The sequence below is a fragment of the Mesorhizobium sp. WSM4307 genome, assembly GCF_007003945.1.
Lineage (GTDB): Bacteria > Pseudomonadota > Alphaproteobacteria > Rhizobiales > Rhizobiaceae > Mesorhizobium.
Genome location: NZ_VFTB01000004.1, coordinates 537,127 through 561,901, shown reverse-complemented (window position 1 = coordinate 561,901; position 24,775 = coordinate 537,127). Strand labels below are relative to the sequence as shown.

The 24,775-nt window shown below is 62.6% G+C and carries 24 protein-coding genes and 1 pseudogene; 13 read left to right on the top strand and 12 right to left on the bottom strand.

All coding sequences use genetic code 11. The features are described from left to right. A pseudogene (locus FJV83_RS12735) lies at nucleotides 1–379 on the bottom strand (transposase); the annotation flags it as partial. A gap of 931 nt (nucleotides 380–1,310) precedes the next feature. On the opposite strand from FJV83_RS12735, the gene FJV83_RS12730 reads away from it, so the two are divergent. After that, on the top strand, nucleotides 1,311–1,526 hold the full coding sequence (locus FJV83_RS12730) for a hypothetical protein (protein WP_142885335.1): 216 nt from the start codon (nucleotides 1,311–1,313) through the stop codon (nucleotides 1,524–1,526). Between the two features lie 883 nt (nucleotides 1,527–2,409). Here the strand turns inward: FJV83_RS12730 and FJV83_RS12720 are convergent. Together FJV83_RS12720 and FJV83_RS12715 are read right to left on the bottom strand one after the other, a co-directional pair. Continuing rightward, nucleotides 2,410–2,610, bottom strand: a complete 201-nt coding sequence (locus tag FJV83_RS12720) for a hypothetical protein (protein WP_095772875.1) — start codon at nucleotides 2,608–2,610, stop codon at nucleotides 2,410–2,412. 265 nt (nucleotides 2,611–2,875) lie between these two features. Next, nucleotides 2,876–3,238: a hypothetical protein gene (locus tag FJV83_RS12715; protein WP_095787489.1), complete on the bottom strand. Its 363-nt coding sequence runs from the start codon at nucleotides 3,236–3,238 to the stop codon at nucleotides 2,876–2,878. A 222-nt stretch (nucleotides 3,239–3,460) separates the two neighbouring features. On the opposite strand from FJV83_RS12715, the gene FJV83_RS12710 reads away from it, so the two are divergent. Further along, a complete protein-coding gene (locus FJV83_RS12710) occupies nucleotides 3,461–3,892 on the top strand; it encodes a cupin domain-containing protein (RefSeq protein WP_095787488.1) in 432 nt (143 codons plus the stop codon). A gap of 97 nt (nucleotides 3,893–3,989) precedes the next feature. Here the strand turns inward: FJV83_RS12710 and FJV83_RS12705 are convergent, their stop codons facing one another. Then, the gene (locus tag FJV83_RS12705; protein WP_019858596.1) at nucleotides 3,990–4,445 is read right to left on the bottom strand and encodes a carboxymuconolactone decarboxylase family protein; all 456 of its coding nucleotides are present in this window, start codon (nucleotides 4,443–4,445) and stop codon (nucleotides 3,990–3,992) included. A 275-nt stretch (nucleotides 4,446–4,720) separates the two neighbouring features. Between FJV83_RS12705 and FJV83_RS12700 the strand changes: the two genes are divergently transcribed. The 3 genes from FJV83_RS12700 (at nucleotide 4,721) to FJV83_RS12690 (ending at nucleotide 6,523) form a co-directional block, all read left to right on the top strand. Next, complete coding sequence (locus tag FJV83_RS12700) at nucleotides 4,721–5,479, top strand: copper homeostasis protein CutC (RefSeq protein ID WP_245318120.1); 759 nt, start codon at nucleotides 4,721–4,723, stop codon at nucleotides 5,477–5,479. After that, entirely contained in the window at nucleotides 5,476–5,964 is a 489-nt protein-coding gene (locus tag FJV83_RS12695) for a GNAT family N-acetyltransferase (RefSeq protein WP_142885334.1), read from the top strand. Before FJV83_RS12700 ends, FJV83_RS12695 begins: the two co-directional genes overlap by 4 nt. A 61-nt stretch (nucleotides 5,965–6,025) precedes the next feature. Beyond that, nucleotides 6,026–6,523, top strand: coding sequence for an SRPBCC family protein (locus tag FJV83_RS12690; protein ID WP_095772880.1), 498 nt, complete (start codon nucleotides 6,026–6,028; stop codon nucleotides 6,521–6,523). A 1-nt stretch (nucleotide 6,524) separates the two neighbouring features. Here the strand turns inward: FJV83_RS12690 and FJV83_RS12685 are convergent, their stop codons facing one another. The 4 genes from FJV83_RS12685 to FJV83_RS12670 all read right to left on the bottom strand — a co-directional run bounded on the left by FJV83_RS12685 (nucleotide 6,525) and on the right by FJV83_RS12670 (nucleotide 11,590). Continuing rightward, nucleotides 6,525–7,547, bottom strand: coding sequence for an acyltransferase (locus FJV83_RS12685; protein ID WP_095787582.1), 1,023 nt, complete (start codon nucleotides 7,545–7,547; stop codon nucleotides 6,525–6,527). Between the two features lie 268 nt (nucleotides 7,548–7,815). Then, a complete protein-coding gene (locus tag FJV83_RS12680; RefSeq protein WP_095787485.1) occupies nucleotides 7,816–8,613 on the bottom strand; it encodes a xanthine dehydrogenase family protein subunit M in 798 nt (265 codons plus the stop codon). A 12-nt stretch (nucleotides 8,614–8,625) separates the two neighbouring features. Next, complete coding sequence (locus FJV83_RS12675) at nucleotides 8,626–10,974, bottom strand: xanthine dehydrogenase family protein molybdopterin-binding subunit (RefSeq protein WP_095772882.1); 2,349 nt, start codon at nucleotides 10,972–10,974, stop codon at nucleotides 8,626–8,628. A 115-nt stretch (nucleotides 10,975–11,089) separates the two neighbouring features. Continuing rightward, a complete protein-coding gene (locus FJV83_RS12670; RefSeq protein ID WP_095772883.1) occupies nucleotides 11,090–11,590 on the bottom strand; it encodes a (2Fe-2S)-binding protein in 501 nt (166 codons plus the stop codon). 313 nt (nucleotides 11,591–11,903) lie between these two features. Here FJV83_RS12670 and FJV83_RS12665 point away from each other — a divergent pair, with 313 nt between their 5' ends. From FJV83_RS12665 to FJV83_RS12655, 3 genes are all read left to right on the top strand, one after another. Next, nucleotides 11,904–13,040 (top strand): FIST signal transduction protein, encoded by a 1,137-nt coding sequence (locus FJV83_RS12665; protein WP_142885333.1) that lies wholly within the window; start codon nucleotides 11,904–11,906, stop codon nucleotides 13,038–13,040. Nucleotides 13,041–13,044: 4 nt separating this feature from the next. Further along, the gene (locus FJV83_RS12660) at nucleotides 13,045–14,385 is read left to right on the top strand and encodes a hybrid sensor histidine kinase/response regulator (protein WP_142885332.1); all 1,341 of its coding nucleotides are present in this window, start codon (nucleotides 13,045–13,047) and stop codon (nucleotides 14,383–14,385) included. Nucleotides 14,386–14,860: 475 nt separating this feature from the next. After that, entirely contained in the window at nucleotides 14,861–15,295 is a 435-nt protein-coding gene (locus FJV83_RS12655) for a hypothetical protein (RefSeq protein WP_142885331.1), read from the top strand. 90 nt (nucleotides 15,296–15,385) lie between these two features. Here the strand turns inward: FJV83_RS12655 and FJV83_RS12650 are convergent, their stop codons facing one another. Beyond that, nucleotides 15,386–16,069 (bottom strand): response regulator transcription factor, encoded by a 684-nt coding sequence (locus FJV83_RS12650; RefSeq protein ID WP_142885330.1) that lies wholly within the window; start codon nucleotides 16,067–16,069, stop codon nucleotides 15,386–15,388. A 225-nt stretch (nucleotides 16,070–16,294) separates the two neighbouring features. On the opposite strand from FJV83_RS12650, the gene FJV83_RS12645 reads away from it, so the two are divergent. The 3 genes from FJV83_RS12645 to FJV83_RS12635 all read left to right on the top strand — a co-directional run bounded on the left by FJV83_RS12645 (nucleotide 16,295) and on the right by FJV83_RS12635 (nucleotide 19,001). Continuing rightward, nucleotides 16,295–16,993, top strand: a complete 699-nt coding sequence (locus FJV83_RS12645) for a fumarylacetoacetate hydrolase family protein (protein ID WP_142885329.1) — start codon at nucleotides 16,295–16,297, stop codon at nucleotides 16,991–16,993. A 10-nt stretch (nucleotides 16,994–17,003) separates the two neighbouring features. Beyond that, entirely contained in the window at nucleotides 17,004–17,654 is a 651-nt protein-coding gene (maiA, locus tag FJV83_RS12640) for a maleylacetoacetate isomerase (protein WP_142885328.1), read from the top strand. 306 nt (nucleotides 17,655–17,960) lie between these two features. Beyond that, nucleotides 17,961–19,001: a zinc-dependent alcohol dehydrogenase family protein gene (locus FJV83_RS12635; RefSeq protein WP_142885327.1), complete on the top strand. Its 1,041-nt coding sequence runs from the start codon at nucleotides 17,961–17,963 to the stop codon at nucleotides 18,999–19,001. Nucleotides 19,002–19,021: 20 nt separating this feature from the next. On the opposite strand, the gene FJV83_RS12630 is transcribed toward FJV83_RS12635, so the two are convergent. Then, on the bottom strand, nucleotides 19,022–19,885 hold the full coding sequence (locus FJV83_RS12630) for a DMT family transporter (protein WP_142885326.1): 864 nt from the start codon (nucleotides 19,883–19,885) through the stop codon (nucleotides 19,022–19,024). 106 nt (nucleotides 19,886–19,991) lie between these two features. Between FJV83_RS12630 and FJV83_RS12625 the strand changes: the two genes are divergently transcribed. After that, nucleotides 19,992–21,410, top strand: a complete 1,419-nt coding sequence (locus FJV83_RS12625; protein WP_142885325.1) for a PLP-dependent aminotransferase family protein — start codon at nucleotides 19,992–19,994, stop codon at nucleotides 21,408–21,410. 2 nt (nucleotides 21,411–21,412) lie between these two features. Here the strand turns inward: FJV83_RS12625 and FJV83_RS12620 are convergent, their stop codons facing one another. Next, nucleotides 21,413–22,303: a LysR family transcriptional regulator gene (locus FJV83_RS12620; RefSeq protein ID WP_142885324.1), complete on the bottom strand. Its 891-nt coding sequence runs from the start codon at nucleotides 22,301–22,303 to the stop codon at nucleotides 21,413–21,415. Between the two features lie 128 nt (nucleotides 22,304–22,431). Between FJV83_RS12620 and FJV83_RS12615 the strand changes: the two genes are divergently transcribed. Continuing rightward, nucleotides 22,432–23,892, top strand: a complete 1,461-nt coding sequence (locus FJV83_RS12615) for an MFS transporter (protein WP_142885323.1) — start codon at nucleotides 22,432–22,434, stop codon at nucleotides 23,890–23,892. Between the two features lie 137 nt (nucleotides 23,893–24,029). Here the strand turns inward: FJV83_RS12615 and FJV83_RS12610 are convergent, their stop codons facing one another. Continuing rightward, a complete protein-coding gene (locus FJV83_RS12610; protein ID WP_095772891.1) occupies nucleotides 24,030–24,527 on the bottom strand; it encodes a MaoC family dehydratase in 498 nt (165 codons plus the stop codon). Nucleotides 24,528–24,775: the final 248 nt, after the last annotated feature.

The following is a 24,775-nucleotide window of genomic DNA, read 5'->3' as shown; positions in this document are numbered from 1 at the left end:
CTTTTGTAGCGAACGCTCGAGCGTTCGACGAAAAGAGCCTTGCACGCCCGACGCTGGCTCACCCCATGCTGATCGCAGGCGTGGGCCACAGCGCTTCGCTTGGCATCGGGCGTCACCATTTTTTTGCAGCGACATCCTTCAGGATGGCGTTGTCCAGCATCTGCTCTGCCAGCAGTTTCTTCAGCTTGGCATTCTCTTCCTCCAGCGCCTTCAGCTTGCGCGCATCGGAAACGTCCATGCCGCCAAACTTGGCCTTGTATTTGTAGAACGTCGCTTCCGAGATCCCGTGCTTGCGGCAGACATCGGCGGTCTTCATCCCCGCCTCCTGTTCCTTCAAAATCGCGATGACTTGTTGTTCCGTGAACCTTGAACGCTTCATTCGTCCGTCTCCTCGATCAGACGGACTCTACCAAAAACTGGAGGAGATTCAGGGTCTCAGGTCACAATGGATGAAGTAGGGATAGCGCCTACAGGTTTAAAGATATTTCGCGAGGAAATCGTAAAAGTATTTCCAACGCTGTCGCTATTTCGAAAACATTGGCTTTAGAAATTGGCAAGAGCGCGAAATCGCGCTCTTGACGGGTCAGAACCGTCGGAAGGTTCTGGCGTAGTTTCGAGGGGGATCAGCAGCTCGTAGTTCGCGGTTTCATTCGGCCCGGGGAGCCAAACATTCTCAAGCACTTGGCTATGATGTCTGCGTGAGCGCGAAATTGCGCTTTTGCCTTTGGGGCTACGTCTGGGGCTATAATTGCGAGTCTCCCCGTCCCTTCCGGTCGTGATGGCGCTTTCGCACGCGTTCCTGCGCGACTATCCAACTTTCAATGAAAGGGGCTAGCGCGATGCCATCCAAGGTTTGGAATGCCGTTGCGTCTGGGGCAGTTTGGGGCCGTCGGCGGGACCCTCACCACCGGTGCTTTCGGATGCCTCAACAAAAACCGAGAGCTCGACATCGAGATGGTCAGAGTCTGGCTTTCGATTTTTGGCATGAGAAGACAAGACACTTCCCTGTCAGGCCGAAAATTCGCCTAGCCATTCGACTGCTCCGCATCGCGAAGGTTCTAGGCGCCGCAGGGGACCGCGTCATGGACCAAGTAGAGCGGGAGATCGCCCGATGACCGCTCACGTCGGCACGTGGACCTTTCGGTATGCCGGTGGGGATGAACCCGCGCGAATGCGCCGGTCAGTCGAGAAGCGTCTGAACGGCCTCCTGGACCGCGCCATGGGCCTGATTGCGTCCTTCGTTCGCATGTTTCTACAATATTAGCATAGACGCATATACTTGCCATGCGGCGCCTGGAGCGGAGACCCAAATGGGCGGCTATAAGGCCTGGCATGATGCTATTCACGACCATCAGGTCGAAAGTTTCGCTTCGGAGAACGGTTTGACTGCGGACCTGGTCTGGGAGTTGATCCTAAAACACGGTAACAGCCGCAAGGCCGTGATCAAAGCTGCGCAGGGTTTAAAAGGTGATGCCAGGCGACACGGCCGATCAGCACCCTGCCCGCCGACCCGCCCCGGACGATGAGCGTGGCCCGACGAAAGCAATAGCCGGCTTGCTCCAATAAGCCGCGATGGGCCACTGTCAGGTCGCTCGCTTGGCGCTTTCGAAAGTCGGTTCGGCTTGCGCACGATTTGGAGAATCACAGCCATCCATGGCATTATATTCAGGACCGCTAATATGAAGGGCGTCGACTTCGTGAGACATTCCGAAATCGTCAGTTTTTGAAGCAGGAGCATGGCCCCAACTGTAGAAATCAGCCAATCCCTAGGCGAGTGGGTTGTTACGATCGTAACAACGGACGGCAACACCTATTCTAGAGCCTTCGAACGTGAGTCCGATGCGATCGCTTTCGCTGTCAATCAGCGTTTGCATCAGGAATTGCAACTTCCGCCGCCCGACTAGTCGCCCTGAACTGGCACCTTGCTTAGGCCTTTGTCCTCCTGGACTGGCCCGGGGTCAGGAAGCCATCCCTTATCAGGTCCAACGCGTCGAGCGCGTCTTCACCCAACAAGTTTGTCAAGGGCACTCCACCCACGCGCACAACCTTGTTGTTGTCTATGTCGTAGACTTCCCAGAGGCCATCATTGACCCTTCGGATTGCGTGCCGTCGCTCCATAAGGAGTCTCTAATAAACGAGTCACCGAAGCGCCAGCAAGAAAACTCGATCGAAAGAGTTAACGGTGGAAAACCATGCTCGCTTTGGCAAGCCCCTGCGAATGACCCGCAAAGAGGCCGCGTCAAATCAGATCAAACTGGCAATCAGCTCTTCCACGAAGGCGAGTTCGCCGGCGCCATCGCCCCAAATCGTCCAGCACTTCCGAAAGGGAGCTGGTTTGCGTTTGTAGTCGACCGGCGCGGTGCTCGACCTTAAGGGCAAACAGGATGGCGAAACATGCCGCCGCCTTGGCTACCAGGCCAAACGAACTATCTGGGAAAGCTCGGCAATGTCGCCATAGATCATCGATCCCTTGACGAGCAAACATTTGTTACCGAGAACCTTGGAGAGTGGGCTCGACGCGGTGCAAACCGGCCGGTCCCTGTCCTTGGCCTCGGCATAGCCGATGCTGATGGCAAGGACAGCGATAGCAATGAGTGTCGTCTTGGTCATATTGGGCCACCCACCAGCGAGTCTCTGCAAAACATAGGACGTGAGTATTTATTAGCACATACTCATATTAGGCTTCATCCATCAATTAAATGAAGCGAACCCATCTTCGATCGCGCGCTAAAGGTAGATCAAAGCCGGCGGAGACCAGAGAGCAGCCCGGGGCGAGCGCAATAAAAATCGCCGCTTCACCATTGCTTTCCAGGGAGCTTGCGATGGATTACGTGGAACGGCGAGGAAGCCTGCGGAGCCATCCCACGGCGCCCCCTCACGCCATACCGACAATGCTCTGCGCATGGGCATGGAGCTGTTGGGCCGCTCGCTGGTATTCGATCGCGTCGCCGCTGCAAACCACCAGGAACTGCGCCGCGAACTCGTGCGTATTTGTAGCCGGGATGGCAAGGATGGCCTTCACGATCTCCGACATGTCTTGATAAACGCGTTTCAGATCGCGGTCGGAAATGTCCAGGGAGATCGAATTCGTCAGTGCCTCCCAGCGCCGAAAACCCGCCAGGATGGGACTTTCGTTCGAGTTTGCGGCAAAAATCTTTTCCGCCGCAGCGGCCCCCATGGGCGGAAAGGAGACCATCGTGCCTACCACCGTGCGTCTGGTCATTGCATCAAACATCATGTCCGAGCTCCTACGACTGAACGCAATTCTGTAGGGCCGGCGATCGGGCGGCACATTGTTCTGCGTCAAATTCCGGCAAGCTGCCCGACGCGGAGCAGGCGGAATATGAAGGAAGTCTTCGGCTGGCTGGTCGATTGAGCCATTCATCGCAATGTCGAACGCCACTCCCGCTTGCGCGCGGTTGTCCGCCGCGCGATAGATGCCTCGGTTCGGGGAGGTATCATGCGCAAAATCCTGATTTCGGTTCTGCTGGCCGCGGTTGCGCTTTACGCGAATTGCGCTCTGGCACTGGACAGCAGCACCACGCCTGTCGTCGTCACCCCGCTCGCATCACGCACGACCACCGCTTCCGGCCAGCCGATCACGCTGCCGCAGAAGAACGTGCAGGTGCTGGTGTCGAGCTATGACATCGCACCGGGCGCGACCTTGCCGGTGCACCGGCACCCCTTCCCGCGCTATGCCTATGTCGAGGCCGGTACGCTGAAGGTCACCAATGTCGAGACTGGCAACAGCAACACCTACAACACAGGCGATTTCATCATCGAGATGATCGGCCAGTGGCATCAGGCCACGAACATCGGCGATGGCCCGGTCAAGCTCCTGGTGATCGACCAGGTCGAGCAAGGCGCCAAGAACACGGAACTGCGGCAGTAGCCAGGCGTCACGCTCATGTGGCGAAAGGCGGGAGGCAACACGCCGCCCGCCTTCCCGCTCCGTATCGGATGACCATCCTGCAGCGCAGGACCAGTGCTCAGCCCCAGCTGCCGACCATCTGTCGTGTCGTCGCATTCAGCCGGTTGAAGGCGTTGATCAGGGCGATCTGGACAACCAGCGCGGCGAGGGCCTTCTCATCATAGTGGCGGGCGGCTTCGTCCCAGACATCGTCCGGCACCGCGTCGGGCCGGTCGGCAAGCCTCGTGCCGGCCTCGGCCAGCGCCAGGGCGGCCCGTTCGGCGTCGGTGAAGTAGGGCGTCTCGCGCCACGCCGCCAGCGCAAAAATGCGCTCGTCCTTCTCGCCGGCCTTCTTCAGTTCGCGCGCGTGCATGTCGACGCAGAGGCTGCAGGCATTGATCTGGCTGGCGCGCAGATGAATGAGCTTGCGCGTCACATAGGGTATGTCGGCCGCCTCGGTCGACTTGTCCAACGCCAGCAGCGCCTGCAGGGCGCCTGGGATGAGCATCACGGGATTCTTGAGTCTAGCTTGCATGGTCTTCTCCTTTTGAAGCGTTTTCGTCAGGACGTGTTTTGCCGAGCCCGGAAGCAACGCATCCGGGATTTTCAGCAGATGGAATTTTCGGCTGCCGCCGCACGGCCACCGGTCAATCCATAACCGTGTAGCTATGGGTTATTCATAACTACACAGTTATAGGACTGTCAAGCCGGGAAATGTCGGCGGGTCCAAATGGCGGTGCGCCGTTCACGCTTTCGCGCCAGCCGCCCGGGTGCTAGGGCTTTGCGCAACATCATGAACTGGATCGCCCCTTGACCACGCAAACCCGCCTGCCGCTGATCGAAATCTGTGTCGAAGGCATCGATGGCCTGCTCGCCGCGCAGGCTGCCGGCGCCGACCGGGTCGAACTGTGCGCCAGCCTGGTCGAAGGCGGCATCACGCCGAGCCTCGGCACGGTGCGCGCGGCTCTCGATCAGGCGACAGTGCCGTTTCACGTCATGGTACGGCCGCGCGGCGGCGATTTTCTCTACAGCGAGACCGAATACCGCTCGATGCTCGCCGATGTCGCGGCGCTGCGCGATCTCGGCGTGCCGGGCGTGGTGTTCGGCTGCCTGAACGCCGACGGCACCATCGACGAGAAGCGCATGAGCGAATTGACGGAGGCCGCCGGCTCCCTGAACGTCACCTGCCATCGCGCCTTCGACATGACACGCGACCCGGCCGAGGCGCTGGAGGCGCTGATTGGCTGCAAGGTCGGCCGCGTGCTGACCAGCGGCCAACGCGACACCGCGATCGAAGGATTGTCCATACTGGCGGATCTCGTGCGGCAGGCCGGCGACCGCATCATCATCCTCGGTTGCGGCGGGCTCGATCTCGGCAACATCGCCGAGGTGCGCCAAAGAACCGGACTGGCCGAAATGCACTTTGCAGCGCTGAAGGACGTGCCAAGCGCCATGCACTACCGCAATCCCAAGGTTGGCATGGGCGGCTCCGATCTCGATCGCGAATACCGCAACACAGTGACCGACACACCGCAGGTGGCGGCGACGATCGCGGCGGCCAAGGCATGACCACCCCGATAGACCGCATAGCGCAAGGCGACGAAGCGGACATACTGGCGCTCAACAACGAGCATGCCGCCGAACTGTCCTGGCTCGAAGCCGAGCGGCTGTCGTTCCTGCTCGGCGAGGCGTTCTACGCACGGCGCATCGGCGATCTCGAGGCCTTCATCATGACCTTCGACCAGGAAGCCAACTACGACAGCCCGAACTTCATCTGGTTCCGCGAACGCTACGAACGCTTCATCTATGTCGACCGCGTCGTCGTGGCGGCGCATGCAAGGGGCCGCGGCCATGCGCGCCGGCTCTATCAGGACCTGTTCGAACATGCCGAACGCGCCGGCCACACGCTGGTCACCTGCGAGGTCAACGCCGATCCGCCCAACCCCGCCTCGGACGCCTTCCACGCCGCGCTGGGCTTTGCCGAGATCGGCGAAGCAGTGATCCACGGCGGCAAGAAAGCGGTGCGGTATTACGTCAAGCAGATCGTCACCTGATTGCTGGCCACATAAAGAAGACGCGCCTAATATAAGCGTTCCACCAAATGGAGGAACCGCGATGCCAAGCAACGTCTTCCGCTTCGACGAAAGCTGGGACATTCCCGAAGGCACGCCGCAGCAAGTGTGGGACGTGCTCTCCGACGCTGAATTGCTGCCGCTCTGGTGGGGCGAGGTCTACAAGGAAGTGGTTCCGCTCGACCGCAAGGGCAAGGCGTCAGTCGGCTCGCGGGCAAGGGCGCGGGCGCGCGGCGCCCTGCCCTATGAGTTGAACTTCATCATCGAGGCCGCAGAACTCGAGCCGGGCCGGCTGGTCGTCGTGAAAACCTTTGGCGACTTCGACGGGCTGTGGCGGGCCGAACTCTCGCCGTCGGGCAGCGGCACCCATGTCCAACTGACCTGGCAGGTCACTGTCGAGAGGCCGATCCTCAAATTCCTGGCACCCCTGCTGCGGCCGGCCTTCGCCTGGAACCATCGCTGGACAATGCCGCGCGGCGAAGCCGGCCTGCGGCGCTATCTCAGGCTCGCAACAACAGTGCCTCGGCGCGATGACGCCTGAATCACCAATTGCGGTTCAGCCATTCACGCGCCGGCCGCTCGATGAGGTAATAGCTGCAGAGCGCGCAGGCAAAGACACCGGCCAGCATCGGCCACGGACTGCTGCCTTGCTCGTAGACGAATTTGTAGAAGGGCTGCTGCCACAGATAGAGTGAGTACGACCACAGGCCCAACGTCGCCATGGGCCAGGACGAGAGCAATTTGGAAAAGATTGGCGTGCTGAAATCGAGCGCATTGACGGCCAGCGCCAGCAGCGGCACCGCCAGGAGATAGTGGATCGGCGTCGGCACCGGGTCCATGAACAGCAAAACCGCGACCGCCGCCGCTGCCAGGGCGATATAAGGCCCCTTCAGCACCTCCGGCAGCCGGCCTTCGGCCTTGAGCAGGCAGATCGAAGCCGACAGTAGGATCGAGGCGATGTGCACATCGGTGCGCCAGTAGGTAGCTTCGTAATCCAGCCTGAACACCCAGTACGACACCGCGCCATTGGCCATTGCGAACAAGGCGAGCGTCACCAGCAAAGGGATGACGCGATTGCGGCTGGAGACGAGCGCGCTGATCAACGCCAGGATGATGTAGGCATGCTCCTCGACACAAAGCGACCAGATATGGTCGAGCGCTCCGGCGCGGGTGACGAGAATTCCGGCGTAATTGTAGGTGAATGTCAGTGCCGTCAGCGCCGCCTTCCACTTGAAGGCGACGAAGGTGCCGGAAAGCGCGATCATGGCGATGACGACGAAGACCAGCAGCGCCGGGTAGATGCGCGAAAAGCGGCGTTTGAAGAACTTCTTCAGTGGATAGCGTTCGATGAACAGGATCTCGCCCATCAGCCGGCCGCTGAGCACGAAGAAGAATTCGACGCCAAGCACGCCCAGATTGATTCCCGGAACCGGAAAAAAATGCCCGATCAGCACCAGGGCGATGGACAGGCCGCGCCAGCCATCGAGATAGGCCAATCTTGTTCTGGCCGATCTGTCGACGGCGGATCGGGACGGAACCATCTGGGTCGCGGTAATTTCGGACATGCCGATCCTTCGCATTGGCATGCGAAAGGGCACGGCGGTACATGTCCGAACCCGGCTCGCATTCCCGCCCCAACCCATACTGCAGTGCAATATAGGTTTGTGCAAGTGCGAGATTGGCAGCGACGCAGTTCCTTGAGCAGCAGGCTGGCGGAAATTGCCTCGAGCAAGGGAGCGGCCGCGTGGCGGAATTCCTTCACGAGCCGCACGGCTACACTACCGCATACAAAAGGGGCCAAGATGGCCCCTTTCATGTCGGCAACCGATGCTGTCAGGCGTTAGCCGCTGCCACCGCGCGCTTGGCCATGACTGCGATCAGGTTGGCGCGGTAGTCGGCGGAAGCGTGGATGTCGCTCATCAGGTTCTTCGCCGGCACTTTCACGCCGGCGAGCGATGCGGCGTCGAAATTCTTCGCAAGGGCTGCCTCGATCTCCTTCGAGCGGAACACGCCGTCGTCACCGGCGCCGGTCACCGCGACGCTGACGCCGTCCTTGCCCTTGGCCACGAACACGCCGACGATCGCGTAGCGTGAGGCCGGGTTACGGAATTTTTCGTAGGCCGCCTTTGCCGGGGCGGTGAAGGAGACCGCCGTGATGATCTCGCCATCCTTCAAGGCCGTTTCGAACAGCCCTTTGAAGAACTTGTCGGCCGATATCTCGCGCTTGTTGGTGACGATGGTGGCGCCCAGTGCCAGAAGGGCCGCCGGATAGTCGGCCGCCGGATCGTTGTTGGCGATCGAACCGCCGATCGTGCCCTTGTAGCGCACCGCCGGATCGCCGATCAGCGATGCCAGATGGGCAAGCGCCGGGCAGGCCTTCTTGAGCTTCTCGTCGTTGGAGACGTCGAAATGCGTGGTGGCCGCGCCGATAGTGACCGTCTTTCCCGACACCTTGACGCCCTGCATCTCCTTGATGCGCGACAGATCGACGAGATCTGAAGGGGCCGCCAGCCGCGTCTTCATGGCAGGTATCAGCGTCATGCCGCCGGACAGCAGCTTGGCGTCGCCGCTCTTCACCAGCTTGGCGGCATCCGCAACCGAGGCGGCGCGATGGTAGTTGACCGAATACATGGTTGTTCCTCCTCAGTGCTTCGCGGCGCGGATCGCGGCCCACACGGTGGGCGGCGAGGCGGGCATGGCGATGTCGGCGATGCCGATGGCATCGGTGATGGCGTTGATCACCGCCGGCGGCGAGCCGATGGCGCCGGCCTCGCCGCACCCCTTGATGCCGAGCGGGTTGCCCGGGCATGGCGTGTTCGAGGTCGAGACCTTGAACGACGGCAGGTCGCCCGCGCGGGGCATCGTATAGTCCATGTAACTCGCGGTCAGCAGCTGTCCGCTGGCGTCATAATGGGCGCCCTCCAGCAGCGCCTGGCCGATCCCTTGCGCGATGCCGCCATGCACCTGGCCCTCGACGATCATCGGATTGATGATGTTGCCGAAATCGTCGGCGGCCACGAATTGGACGATCTCTGTCGTTCCGGTCTCCGGTTCGATCTCGACCTCGCAGATGTAGCAGCCCGCCGGGAAGGTGAAGTTCGACGGATCGTAGAAGGCCGTTTCCTTCAATCCGGGCTCCATCCCTGCCGGCAGATTGTGGGCGGTATAGGCGGCCAGCGCCACCTGGAACCACGGCACGTTCTTGTCGGTCCCGGCAACCTTCAGCGCACCGTTCTCGATGACGATGTCGCCCTCGTCGGCTTCGAGCAGGTGGGCGGCGATCTTCTTGGCCTTGGCCTCGACCTTGTCGAGGGCCTTTGATATCGCCGACATGCCGACCGCGCCCGAGCGCGAACCGTAAGTGCCCATGCCCATCTGCACCTTGTCGGTGTCGCCATGGACGATCGAAACCGAATCGATCGGTACGCCAAAACGCTGGTTGACCAGTTGCGCGAAGGTCGTCTCGTGGCCCTGGCCATGGCTGTGCGAGCCGGTCAGCACCTCGATCGTGCCGACGGCATTGACCCGCACTTCGGCCGATTCCCAAAGGCCGACGCCGGCGCCAAGCGAGCCGACCGCCGCCGACGGCGCGATGCCGCAAGCCTCGATGTAGCAGCTCATGCCGATGCCGCGCAGCAAGCCCTTCTTGGCGGCCGCCGCCTTGCGCTTGGCAAAGCCGGCATAATCCGAAGCTTTCATGGCCGCGTCGAGCGAGGCGCCATAGTCGCCGGCGTCATAGTTCATGATCACCGGTGTCTGGTGCGGGAAGGAGGTGATGAAGTTCTTGCGCCGCAATTCGGCAGGCGACACGCCAAGCTCGCGCGCCGCCGCTTCCATCGTGCGTTCCAGGAGATAGGTGGCTTCCGGCCGCCCTGCCCCGCGATAGGCATCGACAGGAGCCGTGTTGGTGTAGACCGTGCGCACATTGGCGTGGATGGCCGGAATGTCGTACTGGCCCGACAAGAGCGTCGCGTAGAGATAGGTCGGCACGCAGGACGAGAACAGCGACATGTAGGCGCCGAGATTGGCGATCGTGTCGACCTTCAGCCCGGTGACCCGGTTGTTCTTGTCGAAAGCCATTTCCACCGTCGAGACATGGTCGCGGCCATGCGCGTCGGAGAGAAAACTTTCGGTGCGGTCGGCGACCCATTTGACCGGCACGCCGGTTTTTTTTGAAGCCCACAGGCAGACGATCTCTTCGGGATAGATGTAGATCTTTGAGCCGAAGCCGCCGCCGACATCCGGCGCGATGACGCGCAGCTTGTTTTCCGGCGCGACATTATAGAAGGCGCTCATCACCAGCCGCGCGACATGCGGGTTCTGCGATGTCGTCCAACAGGTGTAATGGTCCTCGGCCTTGTCGTAGTGGCCGAGAGCCGCGCGCGGCTCCATGGCATTCGGCACCAGCCGGTTGTTGACGATCTTCATGCGGGTGACATGCGCCGCGGCCTTGATCGCCGCGTCGGTCGCCTTGGCATCGCCGATCTCCCAGTCGAAGATCAGGTTGTTCTCAGACTCGGCATGGATCTGCGGCGCGCCCTTTTCGAGCGCCTTGGTGGCTTCGACGACGGCCTTCAATTCCTTGTAGGTGATCTCGACCGCCTCGGCCGCGTCGCGGGCCTGCCCCTTGGTCTCGGCCACGACGATGACGACGGCGTCACCGACATAGCGCACCTTGTCGACGGCCAGCGGCGACCAGGCGCCCATCTTCATCGGCGAACCGTCCTTGGAATGGATCATCCAGCCGCAGATGAGGTTGCCGATGCCGTCGGCCTTGAGCTCCTTGCCGGTCAGCACGCCGATGACGCCGGGCATGGCTTGCGCTCGTTTGACGTCGATCTTCTTGATCTGCGCATGCGCGTGCGGGCTGCGCACGAAAGCCGCATGCTTCATGCCGGGAACCACCATGTCGTCGACATAGCGGCCGGCGCCGGTGATGAACCTTTTGTCTTCCTTGCGCGCGACCCGAGCGCCAACACCTTCAATACCCATCAGAAATTCCTCCCGAATTTAAGGGGAGTAGGTGAGCAGGGCACTAAGGCAGCAGGGAAGTTTTTCTGCTGGTTCCCTACTGCCTTAGTGCCCTACTGCCCTACTGTCTTGTTCATCACGCCGCTTGCTTGGCCCTGCCCTTGGTCCCCTTCGCCATCGTCTTCGATGCAGCGAGGATCGCCTTGACGATGTTGTGGTAGCCGGTGCAGCGGCAGATATTGCCTTCCAGTTCGGCTCGCACCGTCGCCTCGTCGAGGCCTTCGGGATGGCGGTTGATCATGTCGGTTGCCGCCATGATCATGCCAGGCGTGCAGAAACCGCATTGCAGGCCGTGATGTTCCTTGAAGGCGGCCTGCACGGGATGCAGGTCGGCGCCGTTGGCGAGACCTTCGATCGTTACAACGCTCGAGCCGGACGCCTGTACCGCGAGCATGGTGCAGGACTTCACCGCCTTGCCGTCGACATGGACGACGCAGGCCCCGCATTGCGAGGTGTCGCAGCCGACATGCGTGCCGGTCAAGCCGAGATTCTCGCGCAGGAAGTGAACCAGCAGCGTTCGATCCTCGGCGGTCCCGCTGACCCGCCTGCCGTTCACCATCAACGAAACGTCCGACATGAATCCTCCCTGGGTATCAACCTTGGTCATCACGCTGCCGACGCGCCGCTGGCACTTCGGCCATGCGTTATTCGTACACCGCACAACGCACAAAAAACAGCGCGACGGAAAAGGCGGATCATTGTACTTTCGGTCATGGCCACGGCCGGAGGCACATTCCCCTCGCCCCATTGCCAAAACACCGATTGGAAGCAACAATATCCTTCGACGCCTGCGCGCCAGAAGCCTGTAAAAACAGCCGCGTATAAAAGAGCGTCGGAGGAAATGCGGGAGAACGCCGCTGACCAGTTCACGGACGCGCTACGCTTGCGGCCTGTCGGCGCTGACCACGGACGAGCCCGACCCGGTTGCTTTCGCTCGCGCGGTCGCCAGCGAGGCCGCGGCAATCGACGCCGGCTTTGCCCTCGTGTTCTTCTCCCAAAGCCTTGTCGAGGCCGGCGCCCTGTCGCGGGCGCTCTCGGCGTATGCGCCGGGGCTTCACCATGCTGGCTGCTCCACCGCCGGCGAGATCACGCCGCAGGGGCTCGAGGAAGGCCACATGCTGGCGATGCTGCTTCCCTCGGCGTCGTTCACCGCGGTCAGCGCCATGGTGGACAATCTATCCTCGTCGGGCATGGACCGGATCACCGGCGAGGTCGAGGCCTTGCGGCGCACGCTGCGCGTCCGGGTGGGCGGCGAGCGGACCAGGAACACCTTCGCGCTCTGCTTCATCGACGGGCTGTCCTACGCCGAGGAAGCGGTCAGCTCTGCCATCCATTGGGGTCTTGACGACATACCCCTGCTCGGCGGCTCGGCCGGCGACGACCTGAAATTCGAGACGACGCACCTGATCTCGAACGGCAGGGTCACCTCGGACAGCGCCATCATCGTGCTGATCGCCACGGAAATTCCGTTCCACGTCTTCAAGACCGACAATTTCGTTCCGACCGACGAAAAACTGGTGGTCACGGCGTCCGATGCCGATCACCGCATCGTACGCGAGTTCAACGCCACCAACGCGGCAGAAGAATATGCCGCTTCCGTCGGTATCGTCCCGCAGACCCTGACGCCGCTGAGCTTCGCCTCGCACCCGGTCGTGGTGAAGGTGGGCGGTGAATATTATTGCCGCTCGATCCAGAGGATGCACGCGGACGGCTCGCTGTCGTTCTTCTGCGCCATCGACGACGGCGTCGTGCTGTCGATCGCCCAACCCAAGGACATGGTGGAATCGACACGCGCGGCCCTGCGCGAGGTCGAGGCGAGGCTTGGCGGCATCGACCTGATCCTCGGCTTCGACTGCGTGCTGCGCCGGCTCGATGCCCGCAACCGGCAGGTCTTTCGTGACATTTCGGAACTCTACCGGGTCAACAATGTCGTCGGCTTCGGCACCTATGGCGAACAGTACCGGTCGATGCATTTGAACCAGACCTTCACCGGCATTGCCTTTGGCGAACGCCAGGCTGCAGAATAACAAGATGCCGCTCAAGGATATAAACGACCTCGAAAAACTGAAGAAGATCAACGCCGCCCTGGTCAGCCGCGTCGAGCGCTCGATGGACCAGCAAGGCAATGCCTTCTCGCTGTTCCAGACCGCCATCTCGCTCGAAAACCGGGTGCGCATGCGCACCGAGGAGTTGCACTCGACCTTGCGGCGGCTGGAACAGTCCAACATCGACCTCAGCGCCGCCAAGGAAAACGCCGAGTTCGCGAACCTGTCCAAGACGAGGTTCCTCGCCGCCGCCAGCCATGACGTGCTGCAGCCGCTGAACGCGGCTCATCTGTCCGTCTCGGCGCTCGCCGAGGTGCAGACCAGCGACGAAGGCAGGAAGCTGGTGCGGCAGGTCGAGCGCTCGCTGGAGACGATGGAGGACCTGCTGCGCACCCTGCTCGACATTTCCAAGCTCGATGCCGGCGTGGTGCACCCCGACATCGGCGACGTCAACCTGGAGGCGCTGTTCTCGTCGCTGCGCTCGGATTTCCAGCCGGTCGCGGAAATGAAGCGCCTGTCGCTGAAGTTCCGACCCGTCAACGCCGTGGTCCGCTCCGACCGGACGCTGCTGCGCCGCATCCTGCAGAACATCCTCTCCAATGCGTTGGGCTATACCCGCTCGGGTGGCGTGCTCGTCGGCACCAGGCATCGCGGCGATACGATCCGCATCGACGTCGCCGATACCGGCTGCGGCATCCCCGAGGACCAGCGCGAGGCGGTGTTCGAGGAATTCCATCGCGGCACCTTGCCCGCCAATGCGGGGCTCGACGGCGGCGGCCTGGGGCTCGGGCTTGCCATCGTGCGCCGCATGGCCGGCGCCCTCGGCCACCCCGTGACCTTCTCGTCAAAGGTCGGGCGCGGCACGATCTTCCATATCGATGTCCCGGTCGGCATCGGCGCCCCCGCCGACGCCATCGCCAGCGCCACCAGCCTGGAGCGGTCGCGCGGCTACGGCCTGTTCGGCACGAAGGTGCTGCTGGTCGAGAACGACGCCGAGGTGCTGGAGGCCATGACCTTCCTGCTCGAGCGCTGGCAATGCCTGGTGCGGACAGCGACCTCGACCGACGATGCGCTTGACTTGCTCGGCGATACCGACTGGGTGCCTGACATCGTCATTGCCGACCAGCATCTCGACGGCGGCGACCTCGGCACCGCCACCATATCGGAAGTCCGCGACTATCTCGGCCGCGCAGTGCCAGCGCTGATCGTCACCGCTGACAGTTCCGAAGCCGTCGCCAAGGCAGCGCGCGCCGACGGCATCGAACTGATGCGCAAACCACTGAAGCCGGCGCAACTGCGCGCTCTGCTGGCGCATTTGCTGGCTTAGAATGGCTCATGCGTTGCTTGATTACCTGGGAAAGCCGGCGTCATCTCTTTTGACGTCACCGCCGTTTGAGTCCTGGAGGTTCAAGCGGACTGGTGATCCTGACCTTCCGGAAATCCGCATACATTACGTCTCCGCGTGCGACAAATTTTCCTTCATCTGCTACGACGACGAAACAATAGACACCATATTCATAGAGGCCGAAAATTTAGATCGAGATTTCTTGGACATTCCCTTTTCATTCAGGCGCAACGATGTGCTGAGCAGCTTTGGCGCACCCTAAAGAAACGGCGCCGCACGGCGAGATCTTTTTTTGGGTGAATTCGGCCCTTGATTTGATGAGGCGCGTCATTCAATACATGTTGAGTATCAGCCTCGTGCAGATCGGATAAGGCGGGTCACGCTAGTGCGCGCGCATGCGGTGCCGTGAACCACGCAGTGCGTTCACCATGCTCGACTGAGAGATCCTCTAAATCCAATGATAGTTCAATTCCATGGCATCACCTTCGACGCGCCCGTCGGATGGGAAGACATAACTGACGACCTTCCTCTGGGGTCACCCCCTACGTTGGCAAAGGCATCAGATGCAGGCGGCTCACTCCAATTCTCTATTGCGAAATATCGTAGCGGGGAAAAGCCAAGTGCGAATTTCGATGTTCTCAGGTCATTTGTGACAGAGTTTTGTCGAAACAATTTTATAGATGTCGAGCGGATTTTTGCGACAGAATTTGGCGACGTAATGTGCGTTGGCGTTTCGTCACGGACTGCAGATCAAACCTTGTCGGCATGGTATCTGTCCAATGGAAACGATTTTGCATTCGTGACCTACCTTGCCGAGGGCGACGAATACGACCTCATCGATGAAGAACTAGGCGAAACGCGAGAAATCATTTCGTCTATATCATTCGGATAGGTACAAGCAAATCAAACGCCATTGAGACATTGTTCTCACCGGATCGCAGCATGTTGCTGCTTCGTTTGCAGGAGTATCGGCGCCCGCCGCTCAAAACCCCGCCTGATCCCTGAACAGCTCCGCATTATCCAGCTTCGAGACCTCGATCACCGCTTGCGTGCGGCTGTAGACGTTGAGCTTGCGCAGGATCTCCGAGACATGCGCCTTCACCGTGGTCTCGCCGACCTGCAGCTCATACGCGATCTGCTTGTTGAGCAGGCCCTGGCGCAGCATCTGCAGCACGCGCAACTGCTGCGGCGTCAGCTTGGACAGGCGCTGGACCATGTCGGCGCGATCGACGCTGTCGGCGTCCGCCGGCTGGCCTTCATAGGTTTCCGGCACATAGATCGCGCCTTCCATCACCGAGCGGATGGCGGCGGCGAGATCGCTCTTGCGCGCCGATTTCGGGATGAAGCCGGCAGCGCCATAGGACAGCGCCTCGGAAATGATCCGCGGCTCCTCATAGCCCGATACGATCACCACCGGCAGGCGAGGATAGCGGGTCCTGAGCTGCAGCAGCCCGTCGAAGCCGTGCACGTCGGGCATTGAGAGATCGAGCAGCGCAAGGTCGAAAGGCTTGGCGTCGGCCAGGAGATCGAGCGCCTCTGCGATCGAGCGTGCCTCGACCGTGTCGACCTCCGGATAGGCCATCTGAACGGCGCTGTGCAGCGCCTCGCGAAACAGCGGATGGTCGTCGATGATCAGGAACCGGGCGCGATCGTTGGGTACTGTCATGTGGCTCGTTCCGGTTTACCTGCCACACCATAGTCCCGCAGCCATGGCCGGATTATTAGCAAATAGTCTATCGCCGGCTGATAGGCCGCTGCAAAGGGGATCGGGACCCTGAATTCCTTATACGGCCGGGCAAAGCCCGTGCTTTACGAGAAACGACGCCTTGCCCGGTATCCGAAATCGGCCGAAGGTGCCGCCTTCATCCTGATATCCAACGCAGAGACCGCCATGACCGCCTTCCTCCTTCCCGTGCCGCCAACGCCTTCCGTCGCCATCAGCGGGTCGGCGGAGCGCTTTGCCGTGCGACGCGTCTTCTGCGTGGGCCGCAACTATGCGGCGCATGCGCGCGAATTCGGCAATGACGAGCGCGATCCGCCCTTCTTCTTCACCAAGCCGGCCGACGCAGTGGTCGATTCCGGCACCGTCATCCCCTACCCGCCGCTGACGGCCAATCTGCACCATGAAATCGAACTGGTGGCGGCGATCGGCAGGCCGGGCTTCCGCATTGCGCGCGAGCGGGCGCTCGACCACGTCTGGGGCTACGCGGTCGGCATCGATCTTACCCGCCGCGATCTCCAGGATGAGGCAAAGAAGACGGCGCGGCCCTGGGACTGGTCGAAAGCCTTCGACCGCTCCGCCCCTTGCGGCCCGCTGGTTCCTGCACAAAAGACCGGCCATCCGACGAAAGGACGCATCTGGCTCGCCGTCGACGGCAAGGTCCGGCAGGACGCCGATCTCACCGAGTTGATCTGGCCAATCGCCGACATTGTCTCGATCTGCAGCGAGGGCGTAGAATTGCAGGCCGGCGACCTGATCTTCACCGGCACGCCGGCCGGCGTCGGCGCGGTCAAGCCGGGCGAGACGATGACCGGCGGCGTCGAGGGCATCGGCACGATCGAAGCGACGATCGGCCAGCCGCAGTCATGAATGACAGGCCATGAGCGACATCGTCCTGCACAATTACTTCCGTTCCTCCACCTCCTACCGGGTGCGGATCACGCTGGCGATGAAGGGGCTGAGCTATGACTATGTCCCGCATCATCTGCGCCATGGCGAGCATCTGGAACCGGCCTATCTCGCGGTCAACCCGCAGGGGCTGGTGCCGGCATTGGTGCTCGACGACGGTACGCTTTTGACGCAGTCGCTAGCGATCATCGAATATCTCGACGAGATCCAGCCCGTGCCGCCGCTGCTGCCGAAGGACCCACTTGGCCGGGCGCGCGTGCGGATGCTGGCGCAGATGATCGCCTGCGACATCCACCCGGTGAACAATCTGCGCGTGCTGACCTCGCTGCGCACCTTGTTCGGCGCCGGCGACCAGGACATCACCAACTGGTTCCGCCACTGGGTGAACGAAGGCTTTCAGCCGCTTGAAAAGATTCTGGCTTCGTCGCCTCAGACCGGAACATTCTGCCACGGCGAGGCGGCGGGGCTGGCCGATATCTGCCTGGCGGCACAGATCACCAGCAACGCCCGTTTCGGCGTCGACCTGACCCCTTACCCGACGATCACCCGCATCAACGCCGCCTGCATGGCGCTGCCAGCCTTCCAGACAGCCGCTCCGCAGAACCAGATCGATGCCGAGTAAAGGCTGCTACTGCCGACGCGCCGAGCGAGTAGAAGATCATGTAGCCGCCCGCCCCGGCGACACAAGGCTCGCGGATTTCCGCAACCGGGAAAAAGGCTGACCCTGGCCGGTTCGGCAGACTGGTCAGGCTAGCGGAATCGATTTCCGCTTGACCGGCCAGGGAATCGGCTATCGTTTCCCCGGAGCTATTCTAGGAAAAGTGTGATGCGGTTTTCCGTCTGGGATCGCGTCAAAACAATGAGATAGAGTGGTTCTTCGTTTCCATGAAGCGATGAACCGATCTATTGCGCAAGGGTGGAGTGACCGATGAAAGCCGTCGTCTTCGAGAAGTTCGGCGAAGCGCCGACGATCCAGACCGTCCCCGATCCGAAACCGGCCGCCGATGGCGTCGTCATCAAGGTCGAGGCGACGGGGCTGTGCCGCAGCGACTGGCATGGCTGGATGGGCCATGATGACGGCATCACCTTGCCGCACGTTCCCGGACATGAACTGGCAGGCGTCGTCGTCGCCGCCGGCAAGCAGGTCAGCCGGTGGAAGGCCGGCGACCGCGTGACGGTGCCGTTTGCCGTCGGCTGCGGCCGCTGCTTCGAATGCACGTCGGGCAACCATCAGGTCTGCGAGCAACAGACGCAGCCCGGCTTCACCGGCTGGGGCTCGTTCGCCGAATATGTCGGCATAGAGCATGCCGACACCAACCTGGTGCGCCTGCCCGAGGAGATGGAATACGCCACCGCCGCCAGCCTGGGCTGCCGTTTCGTCACCTCATTCCGCGCCATCGTCGACCAAGGGCGGGTTAGGCCCGGCGAATGGGTGGCGGTGCATGGTTGCGGCGGCGTCGGCCTGTCGGCAATCATGATCGCCAGTTCGATGGGCGCCAATGTGATCGCTATCGACCTCACCGACGAGAAGCTGGAGTTCGCCAAAAAGATCGGCGCCGTGGCGACCATCAATGCGTCAACGACGCCGAATGTGGTCAAGGCGGTCAAGCAGATCACCAATGGCGGCGCGCATATGTCGATGGACGCGCTCGGCCACCCGACCACCTCGTTCAACTCGATCGCCAATCTGCGCCGGCGCGGCCGCCATGTGCAGGTCGGCCTGATGCTGGGCGAGCACGCCCGCCCGCAAGTGCCGATGGACAAGATCATCGCCTTCGAACTCGAAATCCTCGGCAGCCACGGCATGCAGGCCTATCGCTACCAGGCGATGATGGACATGATCCGCAACGGCAAGCTCAAGCCCGAACTGCTGGTCGGCAAGAAGATCAGCCTCGACGAGGCGCCCGCGGCCTTGATGGCCATGGGTGGCTTCGAGGGCATTGGTATCGGGGTGGTGACGAAGTTCTAGGCGCGGGGGCGCTTCCCGAACTACCGCGCGAACTTCTTCGCCCCGAACACGCATGCCACCACGCCGAGCGTGACGACCACCATCAGCGGGCTGACCTGCTCGTGCAGCAGGCTTGCCGCGAGCGCCAGGCCAAAGAAGGGCTGCAGCAGCTGCAACTGGCCCACCGCCGCAATGCCGCCTTGCGCCAGGCCGCGATACCAGAAGACGAAGCCGATCAGCATGCTGAACAGCGAGACATAGGCGAGCCCGATCCAGGCGTTGGAGCCGATGCCGGCAAAGGATGGCGGCAGGGTCGCGAAAGTCAGCGCCAGCATGATCGGCAGCGACAGCGTCAGCGCCCAGCAGATCACTTGCCAGCCGCCAAGCCTGCGCGACAGCGCGGCGCCCTCGGCATAGCCCAGGCCGCAGACGACGACGGCGGCGAGCATCAAGCCATCACCGACCGGCGAGGCGGTGACGCCCTGCGCCAGCGCGAAACCGGCGACCAGCGCGCTGCCGATGCACGAAAACAGCCAGAATGCCGGACGAGGGCGATCGCCGCCGCGCAGCACGCCGAAGATCGCGGTCGCCAGCGGCAGCAGGCCGATGAAGATGATCGAATGGGCCGAGGTGATGTGCTTGAGCGCCAATGCCGTCAGCAGGGGAAAGCCGACGACCACGCCCAGCGCCACGATCACCAGCGACACCACGTCGCCGCGCACCGGACGTTTCTCACGAAACAGCAGCAGCATCGCCAGGCCAAGCAATCCGGCAATCGCGGCCCGGGCTGATGTCACGAAGGTCGGGTCGAAATCCATGACTGCTACACGCGTCGCCGGCAGCGAGCCGCTGAAGATCAGCACACCGATAAATCCGTTCACCCAGCCGCTCGCGGTCTTGTCCATTGCAGGCTCCATTGCTTTCGCCCTCTATCGGACAGATGCCCATGGCGCGGCCAGAGACAATGCGGTACAATTCTACGAAACTGTAATGGCATATTGAGCAGTACAGATGACCGACCTCGCCTTGGAAACTGATGGCGCGCGAGCCCTGGGCGCCCCCACTCTAGTCGAAAGCGTCATGGCGGCCATTCGCCAGCGGATCGCCGCGCGCAGCCTGACGCCGGGAGCCCGGCTGCCGTCGATCCGCGCCTTCGCCCATTCCATGCAGGTGTCCAAATCCACCGTTGTCGAGGCCTATGAGCGGCTCGCCGCCGAAGGCACGATCCGCTCCCGGCCGGGCTCGGGCTTCTACGCCGCCGGCTCGCTGGCGCCGTTGTCCCTGGCCGAGATCGGTCCCCGGCTCGACCGTGCCGTCGATCCGCTCTGGGTCTCGCGCCAGTCGCTAGACGCCGGCGACGAGGTGTTGAAACCCGGCTGCGGCTGGCTGCCGGCCTCCTGGATGCCGCAGGCCGGGCTGCGGCGCGCACTCCGCACGGCAGCGCGCGCCGATGATGTCGCGCTTGCCGACTACGGAACGCCGCTTGGGCTGCCGCCGCTGCGGCAACTCTTGGCGCGGCGCATGGCCGGGCATGGCATCGAAGTCTCGCCTGAACAGATCATGCTGACCGAATCGGGCACGCAGGCCATCGACCTCCTGTGCCGGTTCCTGATCGAGCCTGGCGACACCGTGCTGGTCGACGATCCCTGCTATTTCAATTTCCACGCTTTGCTGCGCGCCCACCGCGCCAAGGTCGTCAGCGTGCCCTATACGCCGTCGGGGCCCGATATCGAGCTGTTCGCGCAGGCGCTCGCCGAGCACCGGCCGCGCCTCTACATCACCAACTCCGCCATCCACAACCCGACCGGCGCGATCCTGTCGCCGGTTACGGCACACCGTTTGCTGAAGCTCGCCGACCAGTCGGACCTCACCATTGTCGAGGACGACATCTTCGCCGATTTCGAACATGCCCCTGCCCCGAGGCTGGCGGCATTCGATGGCCTGAACCGCGTCGTCCACATCGGCAGCTTCTCCAAGACGCTGTCGGCGTCGGTGCGCTGCGGTTTCATCGCCGCGCCCCGCGACTGGATCGAGGGCCTGACCGACCTCAAGATCGCTACCACTTTCGGCGGCGGACGCCTGGCCGCCGAATTGGTGCTGACCCTGCTGAAGGACGGCAGTTACCGCAAGCATGTGGATCTGCTGCGCGCCAGGCTGGCGCGCGCCATGGCCGAGACCGGCGCCCGGCTGAAGGCGATCGGCATCACGCCCTGGATCGACCAGCCGGCCGGCCTGTTCCTGTGGTGCAGGCTCCCCGATGGCGTTGACGCGGCCGAAGTCGCCCGCCGGGCACTTGCCGACAATGTCGTGCTGGCGCCCGGCAATGCGTTCAGCCTGTCGCAGACGGCCAGCCATTTCCTGCGCTTCAACGTCGCGCAGTGCGAAGACCAGAGGATTTTCAAGGTGCTCGAGGCGGCGATGGCGCGCTGATCTCAGCGCCCCGCACAGACCTCCCGCACGCAGTCGCGCAACCAGCGTTGCGCCGGATCGGCATCGAGGCGCGGATGCCAGAGCATCGAAATGGTGACTTCCAGCGTCGTGACCGGCAGCCGAAAACTGTGCATGCCGGCGCGCGCGCCGGCCGTGTGCCGCTCGGGCACGCTGGCGATAAGCTCCGACGCGCGCGCCATGGCGAGCGCGGCCGAGAAACCCGAGACCATGCAGACGACCGTCCGCTGCAGCCCAAGCGCGCCCAGCGCCTCGTCGATCGGTCCTTTCTCGCGGCCGCGCCGCGAAACACTGATGTGCCGGCCCGCCGCATAGCGCTCGGGCGTCACCGTGCCTTCGCTCAAGGGATGGCCTGATCGGACAGCGCCGATGAAGCGGTCGCGAAACAGCGCCTGGATGCGCACTTCGGGTCCGGTTTCGCCGGCAACCCCGATTTCCAGGTCGATCGCCGCGTCGCGCAGCGACATCACATCCTTGTCGGACTTCGGCGCGAAACGCAGCCGCACCCCCGGCGCTTCGGCCTCGATGCGGGCGACCAGGCGAGGCCCGAACTCCTCGACGAAGCCTTCATTGGTGCGCAGCGTGAAGACCCTGTCCAGGGTTGAGAGATCAAGCAATTCGGCAGGGCGCAGCAGCGCCTCCGCCTCCTGGACGACAGGACCGATTTGGCGGCGCAATTCCTCCGCGCGCGGCGTCGCCACCAGGCCGCGGCCGGCACGGACCAGCAAAGGATCGCCCGTTGCGTCGCGCAGCCGCGCCAATGTCCGGCTCATCGCCGAGGGGCTGAGACGCAGACGGCGTGCCGCGCGGGCCACGCTGCCTTCCGCCAGCAGCACATCGAGAGCAAAGAGCAGGTTGAGATCGGGCGTCGTCATTGGCGGATCTTAGCATGATGTGGCGTTTCATGCACTGATATGATGCAAATGCTGCGCCTTCCGCCATATCATCCGCAAGATTAGATCTCCATCGGCTCCGCTTTCGGAGCGAACGGAAAGGAGATCGCATGGCAGTCGCAGCACAAGATCGGGAAGGGCTGATATCAGCCTCGCAACAGAAGCAATCGGTCGGCTGGGCGCTGGCAAGCCTGTCGCTCGCCACGCTGTTGTCGTCGCTCGGAACCAGCATTGCCAGCGTCGGGCTGCCCTCGCTGATGCAGACGTTCGGGGCGTCGTTCCAGGCCGTGCAATGGGTGGTTCTGGCCTATCTCCTCGCTATCACCACGTTGATCGTCAGCGCCGGGCGGCTGGCCGACATGTTCGGGCGCCGGCCGCTGCTGCTTGGCGGCATCGCCGTGTTCACGTCGGCATCGGTGCTCTGCGGCCTGGCGCCGACGCTTTGGCTGCTGATCGTCGCACGGACCGTGCAGGGGCTTGGCGCGGCGCTGATGATGGCGCTGACGCTGGCCTTTGTCGCCGAGACGGTGAGCAAGGAACGGACCGGTAGCGCCATGGGCCTGCTGGGCGCCATGTCGGCGATCGGCACGACGCTCGGTCCGTCGCTCGGCGGCCTGCTGATCGCCGGCCTCGGGTGGCGCGCGATTTTCCTGGTTAATGTCCCGCTGGGCCTCCTGACCTTCGCCCTCGCCTGGCGTGCCTTGCCAGCCGGCAACAAGAACGCGCAGGCCGCTCATGGCAAGTTCGACGCGATGGGCACTGTCCTGTTGGCGCTGACGCTGGCCGCCTATGCATTGGCCATGACGCTTGGCCGGGGCCATTTCGGCGCACTCAACATCGGCCTGCTGGCCGCCACTGCTCTCGGCATCGGTCTATTCGCCATCGCCCAGAAGCGGGTGAAGAACCCCCTGGTCCAACTCGCCAGCTTCAGGGATCCGCGGCTCAGCGCCAGCCTGGTTATGAGCCTCATCGTCGCCACGGTGATGATGGCGACCCTGGTGGTCGCTCCGTTCTATCTGTCGCGTGGATTGGGACTCGATGCGGCAATGGTCGGCGTGGTGCTTTCGACCGGGCCGCTTGTCTCGACCCTGTCGGCACTGCTGGCCGGACGGCTCTCCGATCGCTTCGGAGCCCACCGGATGATGATCGCCGGGCTCACCAGCCTCGCCACGGGCACCTTCCTGCTGTCGCTCGCCATGACGAAACTCGGCATTGCCAGCTATGTCGTTCCCATCACTGTCACCTGCTTCGGCTACGCCCTGTTCCAGACGTCCAACAATGCGGCCGTCGTGAGCGGTGTCGGCGCCGGCGAGCGCGGCGTCATTTCAGGCCTGCTCAATTTGTCGCGCAATCTCGGCCTCGTCACCGGCGCTTCCCTGATGGGCGCCATCTTCGCGGTTGCATCCAACGGCGCTCGCCAAGGAACAGGACAGGATGTTCTGAGCGCCGGCGCGGCCGCCCGAGGCATGCAGATCACCTTTGAGACGGCAACGGTCCTGGCGCTGGCGGCACTGCTGCTCGCGCTGTTCTTGCTGCGCTTTGCTGGCCGTATCCAGCCCGGGATTGCCTGATCCATTTGGACGTTCGCCGGTACTGCCCAAGGTTGCCGGGCCGATTCCGGGCTGCTACTGAACGGCGCGCAGGCGGATGCCTGCAACGTCAATTTGGGGCAGCGGTATGGGAACCAGCGGCGGGCTTGGGCGAACGCTCAGGCCCCTGCCCGTTTGCGGCGTTCGTAGAGCATGACCAGCGTTTCCGCCGTCAGCGCCGGCTTTTCCTCGCCTTCGATCTCGACGGTGTTGGCTGCCTTCATCAGATACTGGCCGGGCCCCCTGTCTTCCATGGAAAGCAGGACGGTGCGCAGCCTGATGCGGGCGCCGACCCTGACCGGCGCCAGGAAACGCACCTTGTCGAAGCCATAATTGAAGGCGGCCTGGGTGTTTTCCGGCACTATGCCCATGCCGAGCGCCAACGCGCCGATGATCGACAATGTCAGATAGCCATGCGCGATCGTGGTGCGGAACGGGCTTTGCCGCCGCGCGCGCTCAGGGTCGACATGGATCCATTGGTGGTCGCCGGTGCATTCGGCGAACTGGTTGATACGGTCCTGATCGACCGTGGTCCATTCCGAGACGCCGAGTTCCTGCCCGGACATCGTTCTCAGCTGCTCATAGGTCGGCGGCGTTTTAGGCCGTACTTCGTTCATTCCTGCTTTCCCGATCGCTTGCCGTGCCTCCGGACCACGAACGGATGGCTCCTGTCAATTCACCCCTTGTGAATCGGTTCCGTCGAATTCCGGCTGAACCGTGCCATGCCTTGCCGCGCAATGGCAGGCCGAATTCGGATTTTCGGACCTTCCAGCGGCGCCGACGCCTATAACGTGGCGCGGATGCAACTATGCGCAGGGTCGCGAAATTGCAAACCGGCATGTCCCGCCGAAGACGAAACGACAGG